Below are 18,087 nucleotides of genomic sequence, written 5' to 3' on the forward strand. Positions count from 1 at the left end.
GTTTCCCAAAGTCAATTAGTATGTAGCTAAATAGGCACCTCAAAAAACTTTTTAGACAGCCTCCAGCGGGGGGTGTGAGCCACACGGGCGATTATGGGAGTAATGAGAGTAATGGGATGGGTGAGAGTGCGGGCGGCAAAAGGAATTTTGAATTCTGAATTGAGCACAAGCTGCAAGTTTGCGCCAGCGGGGAAGTAATTGATAAGGAATGAGCGACACGCTCTTATTATAGTAGGCACGAGCTACAAGCTCGCGCCAGCAGGGTAGTCCTTTGTTTGTTGGTTTATTTTACAACATCTAAGAGGGTATAAACCATTTATAACAAAAATAGCTTTTGAAAAAGAGTTTAGTGGTACTCTGAATATAGAAAATGAGAAACCAAATATAGAAAATGAGAAACCAAATAGATTGCAGAGAGAAACTTTAAATGAAAGAATCCTAAAAAAACCACAATTATGAAGAAAATATTCTTTTTAATATTAGTTATTTTTATTTCTTGTAATAGAAAAATTGAGTTTATACAGTCTGAAACCATACCCAGTCTTATTTTAGTAAGAAACTCTATAGAAAATGATTCTTTGTTAAAAGACCAACTAATTAGCTTTATAATAAAAAATCGTCATAAAAATCGTATCCAATTTTATAAATATACTTGGGATACAAGTTATTTTTTAGATAATAAAGAAGATATAGATGGTGGCTTTTCAGATAATGCATTATACGATTATCCAGAAGATAATATTGCTGATTATTTCGTGTTAAAATGTGAAGAAGATACTACAAAATTAGTTGGTCGTTTTCACTTTTATGGTAATGCTGGCTTAAAGGGTAAAAAAAGAGAAATTGACACTTTAATTTATCATTGTAAATAGATAACAGAATTTATACTACAAGAAAGAAAATAAGCGAAAAACAGAAGTTATCTTAGAGAGTATATTGAAAATTATAGAAGTACTGATGGGATTGCTATGTTTTCTACCAATAGATGTGAAAAAGATTCTACAAAGTTATATAGGGATCTCCATTTCTATCTCATAGGTAATTTTTACAAACCTGACGCAATATTTAATAATTGTAATTAATCCTTCTCCACCAAATGTCTTAGCTCAGGGTCGTTGGCGATACGTTCTTTTTCGCGTTCAATGATTTCAATGACATCTAACTTTATCTGGCGATAGTTGGCTTCTACTTGTTCTTTGGTAGTGTCGTTGCCATTAGCATCGGTAAAGGAGAGAACTTCGGGGATTTTCTGGTAGGCTTTGGTCTCGGCAGCTACTTTCTCATTATCCACTATTATCTGAGCGTGGAATATCTTCTGCTCGATACGCTCATCAAAATTGTCAGAGACTGCCCCAACGAACATCCCTTGGGTGAGGTTGGCAATCTTGCTGGCAGGGATAAGACTATCCAACTGCGTGGATATAGAGGTAGAAGTATCATTGCGGTTGATAGTAGTAGATTGCCTTTTCTGCAATACCTTTCCAAAACGTTCAGAAAGGGTTTTAGCTGTTTCTCCTACTACCTGTCCGCTAAAAATATTCCCCACAGTATTTTGTATTACCTTACTTTCCTTATCGCCATAATCACGAGTGAGCTGTGAGTAATCTTGAAAACCTAAACAAACGGCTACTTTATTACTTCGAGCTGTGGCTATCAGGTTATCCAATCCCCTAAAATAAATGGTAGGCAACTCGTCAATAATTACAGAGGATTTGAGTTGTCCTTTCTTGTTGATGAGCTTTACAATGCGTGAATTGTACAAGCCTAAAGCTGCTGAATAGATATTCTGCCTATCAGGATTGTTGCCTACACAAAGGATTTTAGGTTCTTTGGGGTTATTGATATCCAACGAAAAGTCATCGCCTGTCATCACCCAATAAAGTTGAGGCGAAATCATTCGGGAGAGGGGAATTTTAGCACTGGCGATTTGCCCTTGTAGCTGGTCTTGTGCTCCTCCCTGCCAAGCGTCCATAAAGGGAGATAGGTAGTTTTGGCGTAATGGACAAAAAGGTTGCTTTAAAATTGTATAAGCCCTTATTTTATCTACCTTTGCAAGCATTTGAAAATATGAATAAAAAATATGCTTTTACTGTGGTAGTAAAATAACTAAGAAAAATGGGAAGAAAAATGGTATTCAAGTTTACAAATGTTATGCTTGTGGGAAACAATTCTTAGTCAAAAAGAAATTGATTTTAGATGAAGAACAGCTTTGGATAGAGTATGTTAAAGGTAAACAAACTTATGCTCAATTAGCCGAAAAACACGCTTGTTCAGCAAAAACAATCAAAAGGAAATTAGATAGTTATTCAGTCAAAAAAGAGGCTAAAATAGCTCGAAAAGTGATGGGTTTTTAAAGGCATAGGAGCTGCCAAAATATTAATAAAAGAGGGTGCCTTATCACAAGCACCCTCATATTAACATTTTGTATAGCATCTGTATTATCCCTGATTCAGTGTATTTTTCGGACAGGCTCTTTTTTATTATAACCCATTCATTAGATATTAATCAGTGATTTTGGGTAATTCTTCGGGTACAATATGCGAAGTATCGTAGCCAGCGAAATGTTTCAGGTAATTTTGTAAGGTAATACCATTACCATCGGCGAAGTTGTAATTGCCTTTGTTTTTAAAAAATTTCTTCACCGAAGTAGCACCAGCGAGGTGCGCTGCGGCTAATATGCCAGATTCGGTAATTTCTATTCCATTGATTTTTTTACCTACATTTTGAGCGATTTCCTTGCGCAGGAACCATTTGCTGCGCTGTAGGCTGAGCGAGAAGACTTGCTCTTGCAACTGAGGTGATTGTAGGAAAGCATCGGTATCGGTTACGCCAAAGAAGCGCAAAAGACGCTTTCCAAATTGGTATTTCCCCATATAACCAAAGCGATTTACAACGCTGTAATTGCCTCGAGATTCTCTATGGGCTAAGGACTCTTTGAAATCTACGAAAGTTTTTTTCTCATCAAAAGAGCTAAAACTGATTGTAGATTGATGACTGTTGTGATTTTGAGCTGGCTCAACAGTAGCCAACTGAGGTACTTCTACTAAATAATCCATAGGTACACTATAGATGTTTCTTTCTTCATTTTCTGTGGTAAAACCTAACGATAGGAATACCATAACGGCAAACAGATACCTCTTTTTTACTAATTTCATAAAATTTGTTTTCTTTAAGACTTACAGCTGTATTACAATATGTTAGTTATAAAAAAACATTGTATTGCAGCGTGCTTAAAATTATTCGGGGGCAAAGGTACAAAAATAATGCCAAATAGCAATTATTAATGGTTAATGATTATTTTCGTATCTTTGCAGCATCAATAGCATCAACAATGATTTATAACGACATACGCGAGGAAGAACTAAAAAATAAAGTAGCTAAAGATTGGTTTGGGGAATTTGACACAAGCCGCATTATTGGCAATATTGATTTTTCGGTATTTCCTAACAAAGACGATATTTTCCACAATATACCCCTGCTTTGGGCAGAAGCAAAAACGGGCAACTACGATACCGTTACGATGTTTGTACAACTGATACTTACCATCGGCAAAGCGCGTACTTTTACGCGTATGCTACCCCCTGCTTTTTTAGGGGCTTTTGATTATCAGAAATTTGCTTTTGTTCCTTATAACGCTATTGAGGATATTTTTTCTATCAACGACTTCAACTGGAAAGTTACCCCTTCAAATCACGAGAGCAAAGAATTTTTGTTGGTAAAAGAGCGTATAGAAAGCATTTTGGCAGAAAATACGTTTGTATTTAGCTATGAAAAAGATGCTGAAGCGTTGCGTTTTTTTATCAGCCATAATATAGCAAAAGCTACTGATAAAGCACGACAAACTATTAACAAAAATAATTTCCTACCTATTTACTTGCGTTGGCTGGAAGTGATAAAACCTATTATTTCGGTAGACTGGGATAGACTGAAACGAGAATTTAACATCTTAGACTGCGACTTTTATCTTGCCGACCTATTTGTAGATGACAAAGATACCGATGACATTGCCGATGATACCGCTATTTATGCCAATCTGTTTGTACAATTTGAAAATCAGGGGTATAAGATACCGCGAGAGAATACAGGACTTATCTTTGATTCGATTGTAAGCATCAAGCAGAAGGACGTGTACAAGAACTTTTGGAGGCTATACAAGCGTCCGCCGCACTCTGCCTATCACGATTACATTATTGAGCGGCGGGAGCTATTGGTGCCGCAAGATATACGAGAGCGCAAAGGAGCATTTTTTACCCCTCGCCAGTGGGTGAGTTTGTCGCAACAATACCTAGCAGACTATTTGGGTGAAGATTGGCAAGAAGAATACCACGTGTGGGATTGTGCGGCAGGCACGGGCAACCTACTAACAGGGCTTACCAATAAATACAATTTGTGGGCAAGCACCCTTGACCAAGCCGATGTGAACGTAATGCAAGAACGCATAGCACACGGGGCGATGCTACTAAATAGTCATATTTTTCAGTTCGACTTCTTGAACGATGATTTTATACCCCAATCAAAAGGAGGAAAACTGCCCGATGGGCTTTATGACATCATCAGTAATGAGGAAAAACGGAAGAAATTGGTGATTTATATCAATCCGCCTTATGCGGAAGCAGGAGGTGGAGTTGGAAAGCACAAAGCTGGGGTTTCTACCACGCATTCAGTTTATAAAAAATACAAAGACCACATCAAAAAAGCGGCTAATGAGCTTTTTGCCCAATTCCTGATACGCATATATAAAGAAATACCCGATTGTAAGATAGGTAGCTTCTCTAAACTAAAACACCTGCAAGCCCCTAATTTTGTTGATTTTAGAAGTGAGTATCAGGCTAAACTTCAGCGGTTATTTTTAATGCCTGCTAATACATTTGACAATGTAACAGGCAACTTCCCGATTTCGTTTCAGGTATGGGACTGCAACATAAAGGAAGAATTTAAAACTTTTATGGCTGACGCATACGATAAGAAAGGAAAATTACTAACAGAGAAAAAAATATCGGCTTATAACAAAGAAAGAGGCGTTATAAATGATTGGTTGAGAAATTTTTACGACAAAAAAGGTGAACAAATAGGCATTATACACAACAACAAGAACGATTTTCAGCATAATAATCAGGTACGAATAACTACTGAGGACATCAAAGACCATACAAATATCATCACGAAGAACAATCTAATACAAATGTGCATTTATTTTGCCGTTAGGCATTGTATACCTGCTACGTGGTTAAACGACCGCGACCAATTCTTATTCCCTAAAGAAGATTGGTTGTACGACCGTGAGTTTCAAACCGATTGCCTCGCCTTTACACTCTTTCACTCACAAAATCGGATTACAGCACAAGAAGGCATAAACCATTGGATTCCGTTTACCGAACAAGAGGTAGATGCCCCCGATAACTTTAGCAGCCACTTTATGACGGACTATATAGCAGGAAAAGTATCGCCTTCGCCACTCTCGCATCCCGACCTTTTTAGAGTATGCGAGCCTACGGAAGTTTACCAGCGCAGTCCGATAGTATTTTCGGCAGAAGCCCAAGCCGTATTTGCAGCAGGACGAGCCTTGTGGCGCTACTATTTGGCTCAGCCTAAAGTGAATGTAAACGGTTCGCTGTACGATATTCGCTTGCATTTTCAGGGTAAAAATGCCCAAGAGAAAATGAATAGCAAAAGTGAAGACACGCAATACAACCAGCTAACAGACACGCTGCGAAAAGCAATGGAAGTATTGGCAAGGAAATTGGAAGAAGGAGTATATGCCTACGGCTTTCTGGAATAGCCTATCACCCTACTAATAGACTAGTAATGATTACAAAAAACACAATAGATAAGGTATACGACCAAATGCGCGTGGAGGAGGTTATTGGGGACTTTGTTCAACTGAAACGCTCTGGTTCTAATTATAAAGGCTTAAGTCCGTTTACCAACGAACGGACGGCGAGCTTTATGGTTTCGCCCGTAAAACAGATATGGAAGGACTTTAGTAGTGGAAAGGGAGGAAACGCGATTGCTTTTTTGATGGAGCACGAACACTTTACTTACCCTGAGGCTATCAAATATTTAGCTAAAAAATATCATATTGAAATAGAGGAAACAGAAGTTTCTTCGGAAGAAAAAGAAAAAGCAGACGAGCGCGAAAGTATGTATATTGTTTCGGAATACGCTCAGCAATACTTTCAGGATACACTGCACCAAACGCAGGCGGGAATGGCAATCGCTCTACCTTACTTCAAAGAGCGCGGTTTTACCGATGATACTATCAAAAAATTCAAATTAGGTTATTCGTTGGACGAATGGACTGCTTTTACAGATACGGCTATAAAAAAAGGATATCAGCTGGAGTTTTTGGAAAAGACAGGTTTGACAGGCGTAAATAGCGAAGGCAAACGCTACGACCGTTTCAAAGGGCGGGTAATGTTCCCCATACACTCTATGAGCGGACGCGTGTTGGGCTTTGGCGGGCGCATTATGACCAACGATAAGAATGTGGCTAAATACCTAAACTCGCCCGAAAGTGATATTTACCACAAAAGCAAAGTGCTATACGGCATTTTCTTTGCCAAACAAGCTATCGCTAAAGCTGACAATTGTTACCTTGTGGAAGGTTATACCGATGTGATACAGATGCACCAAAAAGGCATTGAAAACGTAGTGGCATCGAGTGGAACGGCATTGACAGTAGAGCAAATACGGCTTATACATCGGCTAACGCCCAACATTACAGTGCTTTACGATGGCGATGCTGCTGGGCTACGGGCATCTATCAGGGGGATTGACTTGATTTTGGAACAGGGTATGAATGTGAAAGTATGTACTTTCCCCGAAGGTGAAGACCCTGATAGCTTTACTCGCAAAACGGCTTATGAAGATTTATTGGCTTATTTTGCCAATAACACCATCGACTTTATACGTTTCAAAGCCTCATTGCTCATCGAAGAAGCGAAAGACGACCCTATAAAAAAAGCGGGGATTATTAGGGATATGGTAGAAAGTATAGCCAAAATTCCCGACCTCATCAAGCAAGAGGTGTATGTGCGTGAATGCGCTGGGCTGATGGGGGTTTCGGAACAGGTGCTTTTTGGCACTTTGGCTCAAATACAGAAAAAAGAACTATACGAGGGGCAAAAAGTAGAACGCCGCAAAGCTACTATGCAAGTAAACAATACCCCCGAAGCGGTGCAAAAGCGTAGTGTAAGCAAATTGGAGACTTTGGAACACGACCTGATAAAAAACCTGCTGCTTTACGGCAACCGCGAATGTACCTTTACCGATACTATCCTCACCGAAACTGAAGACGGCAATCTTGAAGAACAAACCGTACAACAGACACTGAAGATATACGAAAAGATATTCTTAGAACTACAAGAAGACGAAATAGAACTTGCCAACCCCGACTTTAAACACATCTACGACTTGCTGATAGCCAAGCTAAACCAAAACCCTGATTACAACATCAACCATATAGTGAATGAGCTGCCTATAGAATTATCGGAAAAGGTATCGTCATTGCTGATGGAAGATGAGGCACGGCATTTAGACCAATGGGAAAAGCGAAACATCATTGCCAAAGACAAAGACGAAGACGTGCATCTGTTTGTAGCTGATACCATACTGAATATCCGTACGCTACTGGTGCGCCACCTTATAGCCCAACTGAGCGAGCAGTTGCAAACAGCTACCGATGAGCAAAAAAACGAACTCATAGACCATATAATGGGCTATATACAACTGCAAAAAATATTGGCTAAAAAACTGAATGTAGTAGTAAATTTTTAGAATAATAATACATTAACACACTTATTATGAAATACTTTAGATTTTTATTCTTGGTATGCAGCTTGGTAGGTCAGGCGCAAAATTTCAAGACCTACGAACAAACGTGCGCGGACGGGAAAACACGTCCTTATGTGGTGTACGCTCCTAAAGAAGCTACATCAGCAAAAAAAAGCGGCAAGCCTTTGGTGGTATTTTTGCACGGGGCAATTGGTTCGCCAGCTATTCGTCCGAATCCTGAAAAATACGTAGCGCAATCGCCTTTTGTTGGCTTAGCCGACAAAGGAGATTGTTATTTGCTCTTTCCTTTTGGGCAAAAAGGCTGCACTTGGTTTGACGAAATAGGCTGCCAAATGGTATTAGACGAAATTGCAGCTGTAAAGAAACAGTATAAAATTGACGAAAACAAAGTCTTTTTGGCAGGTTTTTCGGACGGAGCATCGGGAGTTTACTATTTCTCTATGACTTACCCTACCGAATTTGCGGGATTTATCGCCCTAAATGGCAGTATAAAAGTAGCAAGTATGCTGGGCGAAGACGAAATTTACCCTTGTAATACCAACGAAAAGCCTTTCTACATCGTAAATACCTATAGCGACACGCTGTATCCCATAGAACAAATTACACCTACTATTGACTTTTTGAAGATAGAAAACCCTAATATTACTTTCCGCAGCCTCGCTGGCGACCATTTTATGGGCTATTTTGATACTGAAGAGGATAATTTATTGCAATTTATCGGCAACCATACACGAAAGCCGCTTACGCGCATTGTATGGGAAACCTCTGATTATCAAAATCCTAAGGGCATCGGTTGGCTAAGGGTAAAAACCATAGATACCACAAGCGCAAAAGCTGAATGGCACAAGCCACAGCAGCGAGTGAAAATCTACAACAACAAAGCCGATTTGGGATTAAAATTTGACTATAACTACAAAGGCAACGGACTGAAAGTAGCTGGCTTTAAGAACGACACTGTTACCGCTAAGCGGCTTGGCGTAAAAGAGGGCGATATAGTGATAGCTTTGGAAAAAGACAGCGTTAGTTCGCCATTTATTCCTATGATGTACACGAGCAAAAAGCGAGCAGGCGACCCTACAGAAATTACAGTATTACGCGGGGAGGAAAGGCTCACCTTTCAAGGATATTTCAATACAGGTTATCCATATTATTTATTCCGAAGAAGACGACCCTCAGCAAGAATAGAGGCAGAAATAAAAGACAGAGAACTTTACCTGCGCAGCTCTCGAATCACTGATTACGAAATAAATAGAAAAGCAACCCCTGTAAAAATAAAAGGTGGTGTAAAAGATTTCATAAATAAACCTTAAAAAAGTTAGTATTTTAGTTGCGTTTTTCATTATTATTATTTACTTTTGCAGTCGTTTTAATAAATCTTTTGAAAAACGCCTGCCTATATGGCTGATAGTGAAGAGGTCATTTCTTTTATCACCCTTTTATAACAAGTAAATAAAATAACAAAAAACATATAATAATGGAAAATCAAGAAAAAAAAAGTTACTTATTGCCCATCGTAATGATGTTTGCGCTTTTCTTTATGATATCATTCGTAACAGGGCTACAAAACCCATTAGGTAAAATCGTAAAAAGCCAATTCGACACCTCAGTATTGCTTTCGCAATTGGGTAATTTTGCAAACTTCATTGCCTATGCTTTTATGGGTATCCCCGCAGGGAAAATGTTGCAAAACATAGGTTATAAAAAAACCGCACTTACTGCTATAGTAGTAGGTTTTGCAGGGGTATGTATCACCTATTTTTCAGGGGTATTAGATAGTTTTGGGGTATATCTTGCAGGAGCATTTGTTGCGGGCTTCTCTATGTGTATGCTAAACGTTGTAGTAAACCCAATGCTAAACACACTAGGTGGTGGTGGCAAAAAAGGAAACCAGCTATTGCAATTTGGTGGCGCACTGAACTCTATTGGGGCTACTATAGCACCCGTATTAGGTGGATACCTTATAGGAAACCTCGCTACTGCCAAGATTGCTAATGCAAACCCTGTGTTGTTTTTGGCAATGGGTATTTTTGCACTTACTTTTATAGTGCTTACAATGGTACAAATACCAGAACCTCAAGCAGAAAGCAGCCGCGTAGAAGCAGATAGCAAAATAAGTCCGCTATCATTCCGTCACTTTGTATTAGGTGCCGTAGCTATCTTTTTATATGTAGGGATAGAAGTGGGAATAGCAAATATCAGCAACGTATATATGCAAAATTTAGGTATAGCTGAAGTTGTAGCAGGCTCGGTAGTAGGTACTTATTGGTTTTTGATGTTTATAGGACGATTTATAGGCGGAGGCTTGGGCAACGTTATTTCTAGTAAGGCAATGTTGTCGTTTGTATCAGCTTTAGGCTTGCTATTGGTAACAGTGGCTATTTTTATGCCCGAAAGCGTAACCGTAACAGTACCAGCCCTACAAGAAAACCTATCGTTTGCAATGGCTGAAGTGCCTATTAGCATCTTATTCTTTGTGCTTTGTGGATTGTGTACTTCAGTAATGTGGGGTGGTATTTTCAACCTTGCCACCAACGGATTAGGAAAATACACCGCAGCTGCTTCAGGTATCTTTATGGTGATGGTGTGTGGTGGAGGTATTTTGCCTGCATTACAAGGCTGGGTTGCCGATGTAGTAGGTTATATACAAAGTTATTGGGTAATAGTACTTGCTCTTGCTTACTTGCTATTCTACGCTTTAGCAGGTAGTAAGAACGTAAATACCGACATCAAAGTTGATTAATCAAAACAGATTATAAGCAGAAACAATTACAAAACGAACTGCCCAAGTAGCATTTATCACTACTTGGGCAGTTCGTTTTATAGTTTAAAATAACGAAAGCTGCTGGGCAGGTAGTAGCTGGAAAGTTTTGCGATGATGAGGCGTAGCACCATATTCGGCTATAGCTTTGCGATGTTCGGTAGTTGGATAGCCTTTATTTTGCTCCCAATGGTACTCAGGATAATCAGCTGCAAGGGTTTCCATATAAGCATCGCGATAAGTTTTAGCAAGTACCGAAGCCGCAGCAATCGTCTGTATTTTGCCATCGCCTTTTACGATACAAGCGTGCGGAATACTATTGTAAGGCACAAATTTATTGCCATCTACAGCTATAAAAGTAGGTTGAGGATTAAGCTGTGCTATTGCGCGGTGCATAGCAGTAATAGAAGCTCTGAGGATATTCAATTGGTCTATCTCATCGGGCATAATATGACAAACAGCATAGGCAACAGCCTCACGCTCAATAATAGGGCGTAATATATTGCGTTGCTTTTCTGTAAGCTGTTTCGAATCGGTAAGAAGATTGTTACTAAAGCCAGCAGGAAGTATTACAGCTGCGGCGGTTACAGGTCCTGCCAAGCACCCCCGCCCTGCTTCATCGGTACCAGCTTCTGATGAACAATGATAGTAAAGCTGTAACATTCTTATAATATATTTATTTTTTGCTAAATATAAGTGCCGAGCAGTTCCCCCCAAAGCCAAACGAGTTAGAAAGCACGTGCCTTACAGGCAAGTGTAATAATTCTGTTTGGGGGCGTATAGGCACTTCGGGCATTGGAGTTTGATAGTTCAAATTAGGAAATACAATGTCATTGCGCAGTGCCATTACACTAAAAACAGCCTCTACAGACGATGCCGCCCCTAAAGTATGCCCCGTAAAAGGTTTAGTAGAACTGTAATGAGGCACACACTCACCAAAAACACGCAATAAAGCCCTACTTTCCGAAAGGTCGTTATTAGGAGTCGCTGTACCGTGAGCGTTGATGTAGTCTATAGTTTCGGGCTCCAATTGCGCCATTTGCAATGCTTGTTGCATAGCCAAATAAGCCCCTTGTCCATCTTCAGAAGAAGCTGTTTGGTGGTAAGCATCATTTGCATTCCCCCAGCCACTAAGTACAGCCTTTATTTTTGCACCACGCCTTAAAGCATTCTCTTCAGTTTCCAATACCAAATAAGCCGCTGCTTCACCCAAGTTCAATCCTTTGCGATGTGCATCAAAAGGTGTACATTCGCTATCCGAGAGTATCATCAGGCTATTAAAGCCATTGATAGTAAATTTTGAGAGCGCATCACTCCCCCCTACTATTAGGCAATCAGCCCTACCCATAGTGAGCAGGTGCGCCGCAGTAATAATAGCATTAGCCGATGACGAACAAGCCGTGCTCACACTTGTTACTATACCTTTCAAGCGAAAATAATCAGCAATTTGGTGGGTAACATCGCCTATATTGTGCGTGGTGATGTAACGCCTTACCGACTCACTATTCTCATACTCAAAAAAGTAACGCTCCGTCATATCCATACCGCCTACCGTAGAAGCATTGATGAAACCTGCATTGCCAAGCTGTTTAGGGGTAAGATTTGCATTGGCTATCGCTTCCTTTACTGCAATAATCCCCAGCAGCGAAGTGCGTGAGTAGGCATTTACAATAGGAAGATGTAATTTTTCAGCAAGCTGAATATTAGTGAGCTTCACCTCCCCTACCCTAATATTGTTCTTATGTGTCGTAACAAGGTTTTCTATAACAGAAAGCCCCGTGCGCTTGTGGGTGAGTGCGTAAAAATTCGCTTCAACAGAATTACCTATTGAAGAGATGATACCCATACCCGTAACAACTATTTTAGGAGGCATTATTTGGTGCGGTGTGCTGTGATATATTCAGCCATTGTTTTTACCGAGTGAAATATTTCTTTCCCTTTCTTAGGGTCGTCCAATCTGATGCCGTAATTTTTATCTAATAGCACAATTAGTTCAAGGGCATCTATGGAATCTAAGCCTAAGCCCGTACCAAATAGAGGCTCATCGTCCTGAATATCTTCAGGAGTTACCTCTTCAAGGTTTAATACTTCAATAATTTTGTTCTTCAGTTCTAAAATAAGTGCGTCCATTAATATAATAGTTTAGAGTGCAAAGATAGCCATTTATTAGCAATTACACAAATCTAGTAAAGTGTTGCTATCACTTCACATTCATCTTCAAGTACTTCCACCCACGCGCAAAGCACTTTTTCAGCTGACTTTTCGGCTATTAGTTGCCGACTATACTCTTTGAAAAATACCTCTGCTTGTGCGTAGTTATCAAATACCATAAAAGCATTTTCTGTTTTAAGCTGATGCCTGATACTTATCTCGCCCAAGCAAATATTAGGCAGTGTATATACAAATACCGCCGGACTCGGATAGTATTCTCCTTCATCTGCTATTGTAGCCTGATGTTTCAAGTCCGTATCCAAACTCCCAGCACGATTCGCAAATACAAGCGCTATCCCATTTTTCTCCTCTTGCGAGAACGGACTTAAAAGTACCTCAGCTGCCAAAAAAGCCATCTTGCTAAGGGTATCCATCTTGTAGAACTTGGCGTATTCCACACGCAAGGCTTTCAGTGCCTTTTTAGCAAATTCAGCAAGAGGGATACCCTTTTCAGTAAAAATAACCGAATGGTTCAGGCTAATTGTGTTGTTTTGTATGGTACAGGTTTTCATTGGGTTATTTTCTTACTTTTTGTTCCCATTGCCAAGCCGATAGAAGCGCCTCGTCAAGGGTGCTTTTTGCTTTCCAGCCCAATACGTTGTTTGCTTTATCAGTATTAGCGTAAGCGGCTACCACATCACCTGCGCGCCTGCCTACAATTTGGTAGTTCAGTTTTTTGCCCGATACGCGCTCAAAACTTTCAATCACCTCCAGCACGGTACTACCTTTGCCCGTACCGATATTAAATACTTCGTAATTTTCGGTATTCTTACCCTCGATAAGGCGTTGCAAAGCCACTACGTGTGCTTGTGCCAAATCTACTACGTGAATATAATCGCGGATACAAGTACCATCAGGAGTAGGGTAATCATTACCAAATACTGATAGTTTTTCGCGTAAGCCTATTGCTGTTTGTGTGATAAAAGGTACTAAGTTTTGAGGTACGCCTATAGGAAGCTCGCCTATTTCTGCTGAAGGGTGTGCCCCTATGGGGTTGAAGTAGCGCAAAGCTATCGCCTGCAAATTAGGCGTTACACGGCAAGTATCTACGATGATTTCTTCACTTATTTGTTTAGTATTACCATAAGGTGATTCTGCCTTCTTCACAGGAGCGTTTTCTGTTACGGGCAATTCATCTGCCTGACCGTAAACGGTACAAGAAGAACTAAATATAAAGTTAGCCTTGGGCAAAGCACTAAGTTCCTGAAGCAAATAAATAAGCGAATTAAGATTGTTTTCGTAGTAAAGCAAAGGCTTTTCTACACTTTCACCCACAGCCTTTGAGGCAGCAAAGTGTATCACCCCCTGCACATCATTATGGCGTTTAAAAAAGTCTTTTACATCAGCCTTATCTCTAAGGTCAAATTTCTCAAACACAGGGGTAATACCCGTAATTTTAGCAATTTTGCCTAATACACTTTCTTCAGCATTAGACAGGTTGTCAATAATAACAACTTCAAAGCCTGCTTCTTGCAAGGCTACTACAGTGTGCGACCCAATAAAACCAAGTCCACCCGTTACTACTATTTTACTCATATTTATATTAATTTGTAAAAGTCAATCCATTCATTTACTAATCCCCAATTACAATTTGTGTATCCAAAACTCAGGGTTCAGGCGTGTAGTGTTCTTATATAGAAAGAATTTCATTTCGGTTTTCCCTTTACTGTTAGTAAATATTTTTCCTAATGGCTCTTTAGCACGCACTTTATCGCCTTTTTTCACATACACCTCTGTCAAATTATAGTAAATAGTGATGTAATTCCCGTGCCGTACCTGCACCACCTTATTACTACCTGGGATAGATTGTATGGCAGATACCTCACCTTCAAACACGCAACGAGCCTCAGCATCACGTTCCGTAGCAATGGTAACACCGTTGTTATAATGTTGCAATTCAGGATACACAGGGTCGTAGTACACCCCAAAACCTTGTGATTTGTAGCCTTTTACCACAGGCCATATCAGGTTGCCTTTGTTGGCTTCAAAACTATTCGCTACACGCCGTGTTTCGGGGGTGAGTACAAAAGCCACTTCGGTAGTACTATCGTCTTCTTCCGGAGGAGGTGTAGTAGCAACAGCAGTTCCTCCCGTATTGGCATTCACTCTGTTGCTTTCGCGTTTATTCGCCTCTATGATAGCCAAGCGTATGAGTTGCTGTATTTTTTTATCAATAGCATTCGCTTGTTTTTGCTTTTCGCGTATTTGGGCTTCGTAATTGCGCTCCACCTGACGTATATTTACTGCCAGCTGTTCCAATTCTCGCTTTTCTTGCTGCAACAAGGCTTGCTCACGGCGCTGTTCAGCAAGAACTTTATTTTTTTCGTTGCGTTGTACAACCAAAGTATCGTTAATACGCCTTATTTCCTCAGTCTTCGTCTGTATTTGCGTTACTTGGTCGTGACGGTAATTTACATACTGCTTCATATAGGTAAGCCGCTTGTAGGCTTGCCCAAAGCTTTCCGATGAAAGTATAAATAACAATCTATTTTCGGCAGATTTGCTTTTGTACGACTGTCGTATGGTTTTCGCATATTCGCCTTGGTGATATTCTAATTCTTTTTTAAGCGTACGGAGTTCTTTTTCATTATTAGCAATTTCTTTAGACAGCATATTAGCTTGCTGCTGATTTATTTGTATGAGCCGCGTGCGCATTTGTATTTTCTCATTGGCAGCTTCTATTTGTTGTATAGTGGTGCGGTGTTGCTGACTTTGTTGTTGGCGCAGTGCCGACATCTGTTTTATTTGTTCCAACAGTGCCTTCTTGCGTTGTTCTAAGTCTTTTTGCCGCTGACCCATCAGTAGCAACGGAAAAAACAACAGAATAATAATTATTTCTACCCTTAATTTCATTAATTTTTTATGCTATTCAGGCATTTTAAACGGAAAACTAACTTGCCCATTGAGCTCTAAACTTTTTAGTTCTAAAACTATATCATTGCGATTATCTTCGTTTACTACTTCTATTTTTATAGTAGCTGGTAGCAGCTCATCGGTTACTTTTTGGTAGGTGTAGGTAATAAGTGCTTGTTGTTCTTTTACGTTGTGCTGTAATAGGGCACTTTCCACCCTATAGCTATCGGGCAAGAGCTTGTAAGTAACGGTAAGGCTACCATCGTTATATTGCAACACATAGCGGTTGCTATCGTTGGCAAGTAGCTTTATATTAGGCGTAACAGAATATATTATATTGCCCAACAGTAGGTTTTGAATTTCATTGAAACCTACCGAGAAGCCCAAGAGTTCTGTTAAGTAATCAAAATCGCCGCTAAAGGAAGTATTGTCCCAACGATTGTAAAACGAGAGCCTATCGGGAGTGGCGAGGGCTTTGGCTACGCCCAAAGGTGCTGATAGCCATATATTCTTGCCTTTTTCCATACGAAGCGAAAAGGGCATTGATTGTGAGGCTTCGCCATTTTCACTATAGCTGGTCATCACACTACCACTAAGGGTACTGAATGAAGGTGTTTTATTCAGATGCTTATTGATAACTTCAGCCGCTTGTTCAGCTTCAGTTACTTTGCCTGTAACGGTTACGAGCTGTTGTTTAGGCTTGCAACTTACCAACGCCAACAAGGCTATCATTAAAAAAAATATCTTTTTCATACCATTTACCATTAATAATTAACATAATCATTAATCATTATCCCTTATTTTCCGGTACTTCCAAAGCCTGCGGTACCTCTTTGGGTATCAGAAAGTTCTTCTACTTGCTGAAATGTTACTCGTTCGTATTTAGCAAATATCATTTGAGCGATGCGTTCGCCGTGTGCAATGGTGAAACTTTCATCAGATAGATTTACGATAGGTACTTTCACTTCGCCGCGATAGTCGCTATCTATGGTACCAGGGGCATTGATAACTGTGATGCCGTGCTTCGCAGCCAAACCACTACGCGGGCGCACTTGCACTTCGTAGCCTTCGGGAATTTCCAAAAACAACCCCGTAGGCACAAGCGTACGCTGTAGCGGTGCCAGCACTATGGGCTCTTCCAAATTAGCTCTAATATCTAAGCCCGCAGCACCTGCGGTTTGGTAGGCGGGAAGCTCATTGGTAGAGGTATTGATTATTTTTACTATCATTTGTTATAGCTTTTTTGCTTGTTTTTTAAATTCTTCATATGAAGTTGTATGTCCGTTATTCCACACCACCCATTCTTCATCATCTATGATTCCCAAGGTGAAAGGATTCTCATCAAAGTCATAGACCTCATCAAATTTTAGTTCTACAATTTCTGTGCCCTTTTCATCAATAAAGCCCCATTTATCATCTTGGCACACCGCCGCCATTTTACCTTTAAAATCGCGTGCCTCATCGTATTTAGGAGCGCATATTTCCTCGCCTTTTTTATTGATATAACCCAATTTTTCGTTCAGTTCTACAATCGCATAACCGTTGTGAAAATCGTATATTTCATCATATTGTAGCGGACAGATGAGGTTGCCTTTAGCATCTATCACGCCCCATTTATCATTGCGCATTACAGGTGCCAATCCTTCTACAAAGCGCACTACATCGTCATATTCGGTAGGAATGAGCAATGTGTTTTTATCATCTATAAGCCCCCAATGGTTGCCTTTTTTCACTTTGGCTACCCCTTCCCAAAAATTTTCTACATCGTCATACTGAAAATCAATAATTAGGTTGTTTTTCTTATCTATAAATCCCCATTTATCATTGCGCTTTACAGCAGCGAGGTTTTCAAAGAAAGGGAGTGCTTCGTCATAAACAAAATCTATAACTGTTTTACCTTTAATGTTGATATAGCCTGCCTTTCCGTCTTTTTTGGCACAAGTGATATAGCTCATAAAGGGGTGGAGTTCATCGTATATTAGGGGAATGGCTACTTCGCCTCGTTTATTTACGAATCCTGTTTTGCCGTTTTTGATAACTTGTGCCAGCTCGTAAGAAAAATAGAAAGCTTTGTCATAATACACAGGCACTATTTCTTTACCATTATCATCTATCACCCCCCATTGGTTGGCTATAGATACGGTAGCTGTCCCCATCAGGAAAGGAAGGACGCTATCGTATTTAAACGGACATATTTCTTTGCCATTATGGTTTACGAATCCCCATTTATCATTGCGTTTAGCAGCAGTTAGTCCTCCAGAGGTAGTCATAAGAGTTTCTTGATATTTAGCGCGCCATAGTTCATCATTGAGCTCATTCATAGTTATTTCTTTTTTATTAATTATTCAGCGGCAAAGATACAAAATAATGTTCAATTGTCAATAATTAATGTTTAATGAAAAATTTAGTGCGAGCCGCACAGGCTTTTATCGTTCGCTCAACCTTCGTCACATACTCGGCTGCGCCAGCTC

At 40.0% G+C, this 18,087-nt stretch carries 16 protein-coding genes and 1 pseudogene; 6 read left to right on the forward strand and 11 right to left on the reverse strand.

Annotated features, from left to right (window positions below):
* Nucleotides 1-455 precede the first annotated feature (455 nt).
* A complete protein-coding gene (locus HMPREF9075_RS09480; protein WP_009416343.1) occupies nucleotides 456-872 on the forward strand; it encodes a hypothetical protein in 417 nt (138 codons plus the stop codon).
* A 206-nt stretch (nucleotides 873-1,078) separates the two neighbouring features.
* Here HMPREF9075_RS09480 and HMPREF9075_RS09485 read toward each other — a convergent pair.
* Nucleotides 1,079-2,002, reverse strand: a pseudogene (locus HMPREF9075_RS09485) (TraM recognition domain-containing protein); the annotation flags it as partial.
* Between the two features lie 184 nt (nucleotides 2,003-2,186).
* Between HMPREF9075_RS09485 and HMPREF9075_RS13260 the strand changes: the two are divergent.
* Nucleotides 2,187-2,354: a hypothetical protein gene (locus HMPREF9075_RS13260; protein WP_009416345.1), complete on the forward strand. Its 168-nt coding sequence runs from the start codon at nucleotides 2,187-2,189 to the stop codon at nucleotides 2,352-2,354.
* A gap of 147 nt (nucleotides 2,355-2,501) precedes the next feature.
* Here the strand turns inward: HMPREF9075_RS13260 and HMPREF9075_RS09490 are convergent, their stop codons facing one another.
* Nucleotides 2,502-3,155, reverse strand: a complete 654-nt coding sequence (locus HMPREF9075_RS09490; RefSeq protein WP_009416346.1) for a hypothetical protein — start codon at nucleotides 3,153-3,155, stop codon at nucleotides 2,502-2,504.
* Between the two features lie 128 nt (nucleotides 3,156-3,283).
* On the opposite strand from HMPREF9075_RS09490, the gene HMPREF9075_RS09495 reads away from it, so the two are divergent.
* The 4 genes from HMPREF9075_RS09495 to HMPREF9075_RS09510 all read left to right on the forward strand — a co-directional run bounded on the left by HMPREF9075_RS09495 (nucleotide 3,284) and on the right by HMPREF9075_RS09510 (nucleotide 10,534).
* The gene (locus HMPREF9075_RS09495) at nucleotides 3,284-5,779 is read left to right on the forward strand and encodes a hypothetical protein (RefSeq protein ID WP_009416347.1); all 2,496 of its coding nucleotides are present in this window, start codon (nucleotides 3,284-3,286) and stop codon (nucleotides 5,777-5,779) included.
* A gap of 26 nt (nucleotides 5,780-5,805) precedes the next feature.
* Nucleotides 5,806-7,776 (forward strand): DNA primase, encoded by a 1,971-nt coding sequence (gene dnaG, locus HMPREF9075_RS09500; protein ID WP_009416348.1) that lies wholly within the window; start codon nucleotides 5,806-5,808, stop codon nucleotides 7,774-7,776.
* A gap of 26 nt (nucleotides 7,777-7,802) precedes the next feature.
* Nucleotides 7,803-9,104, forward strand: coding sequence for a PHB depolymerase family esterase (locus HMPREF9075_RS09505; RefSeq protein WP_009416349.1), 1,302 nt, complete (start codon nucleotides 7,803-7,805; stop codon nucleotides 9,102-9,104).
* Nucleotides 9,105-9,268: 164 nt separating this feature from the next.
* Complete coding sequence (locus tag HMPREF9075_RS09510) at nucleotides 9,269-10,534, forward strand: MFS transporter (RefSeq protein WP_009416350.1); 1,266 nt, start codon at nucleotides 9,269-9,271, stop codon at nucleotides 10,532-10,534.
* 84 nt (nucleotides 10,535-10,618) lie between these two features.
* On the opposite strand, the gene HMPREF9075_RS09515 is transcribed toward HMPREF9075_RS09510, so the two are convergent.
* Genes HMPREF9075_RS09515 through HMPREF9075_RS09555 form a run of 9 tightly spaced genes read right to left on the reverse strand, consistent with a single transcriptional unit; the run spans nucleotide 10,619 to nucleotide 17,937 of the window.
* Entirely contained in the window at nucleotides 10,619-11,215 is a 597-nt protein-coding gene (locus tag HMPREF9075_RS09515; protein ID WP_009416351.1) for a ribonuclease HII, read from the reverse strand.
* Between the two features lie 13 nt (nucleotides 11,216-11,228).
* Nucleotides 11,229-12,425 (reverse strand): beta-ketoacyl synthase, encoded by a 1,197-nt coding sequence (locus HMPREF9075_RS09520; protein ID WP_009416352.1) that lies wholly within the window; start codon nucleotides 12,423-12,425, stop codon nucleotides 11,229-11,231.
* On the reverse strand, nucleotides 12,425-12,682 hold the full coding sequence (locus tag HMPREF9075_RS09525) for a phosphopantetheine-binding protein (RefSeq protein WP_009416353.1): 258 nt from the start codon (nucleotides 12,680-12,682) through the stop codon (nucleotides 12,425-12,427). The genes HMPREF9075_RS09520 and HMPREF9075_RS09525 overlap by 1 nt, the downstream gene beginning before the upstream one ends.
* Nucleotides 12,683-12,735: 53 nt before the next feature.
* A complete protein-coding gene (locus HMPREF9075_RS09530; protein ID WP_009416354.1) occupies nucleotides 12,736-13,275 on the reverse strand; it encodes a hypothetical protein in 540 nt (179 codons plus the stop codon).
* Nucleotides 13,276-13,279: 4 nt separating this feature from the next.
* Nucleotides 13,280-14,299: a UDP-glucose 4-epimerase GalE gene (gene galE, locus HMPREF9075_RS09535; RefSeq protein WP_009416355.1), complete on the reverse strand. Its 1,020-nt coding sequence runs from the start codon at nucleotides 14,297-14,299 to the stop codon at nucleotides 13,280-13,282.
* Nucleotides 14,300-14,347: 48 nt separating this feature from the next.
* A complete protein-coding gene (locus HMPREF9075_RS09540; RefSeq protein WP_009416356.1) occupies nucleotides 14,348-15,616 on the reverse strand; it encodes a murein hydrolase activator EnvC in 1,269 nt (422 codons plus the stop codon).
* A 12-nt stretch (nucleotides 15,617-15,628) separates the two neighbouring features.
* Nucleotides 15,629-16,369 (reverse strand): DUF4292 domain-containing protein, encoded by a 741-nt coding sequence (locus tag HMPREF9075_RS09545; protein ID WP_034557464.1) that lies wholly within the window; start codon nucleotides 16,367-16,369, stop codon nucleotides 15,629-15,631.
* Nucleotides 16,370-16,413: 44 nt separating this feature from the next.
* Entirely contained in the window at nucleotides 16,414-16,845 is a 432-nt protein-coding gene (dut, locus tag HMPREF9075_RS09550; RefSeq protein ID WP_009416358.1) for a dUTP diphosphatase, read from the reverse strand.
* A gap of 3 nt (nucleotides 16,846-16,848) precedes the next feature.
* Nucleotides 16,849-17,937, reverse strand: a complete 1,089-nt coding sequence (locus HMPREF9075_RS09555) for a WG repeat-containing protein (protein ID WP_009416359.1) — start codon at nucleotides 17,935-17,937, stop codon at nucleotides 16,849-16,851.
* Nucleotides 17,938-18,087: the final 150 nt, after the last annotated feature.

The sequence above is a fragment of the Capnocytophaga sp. oral taxon 332 str. F0381 genome (assembly GCF_000318275.2).
In the GTDB taxonomy this organism is placed as follows: domain Bacteria; phylum Bacteroidota; class Bacteroidia; order Flavobacteriales; family Flavobacteriaceae; genus Capnocytophaga; species Capnocytophaga bilenii.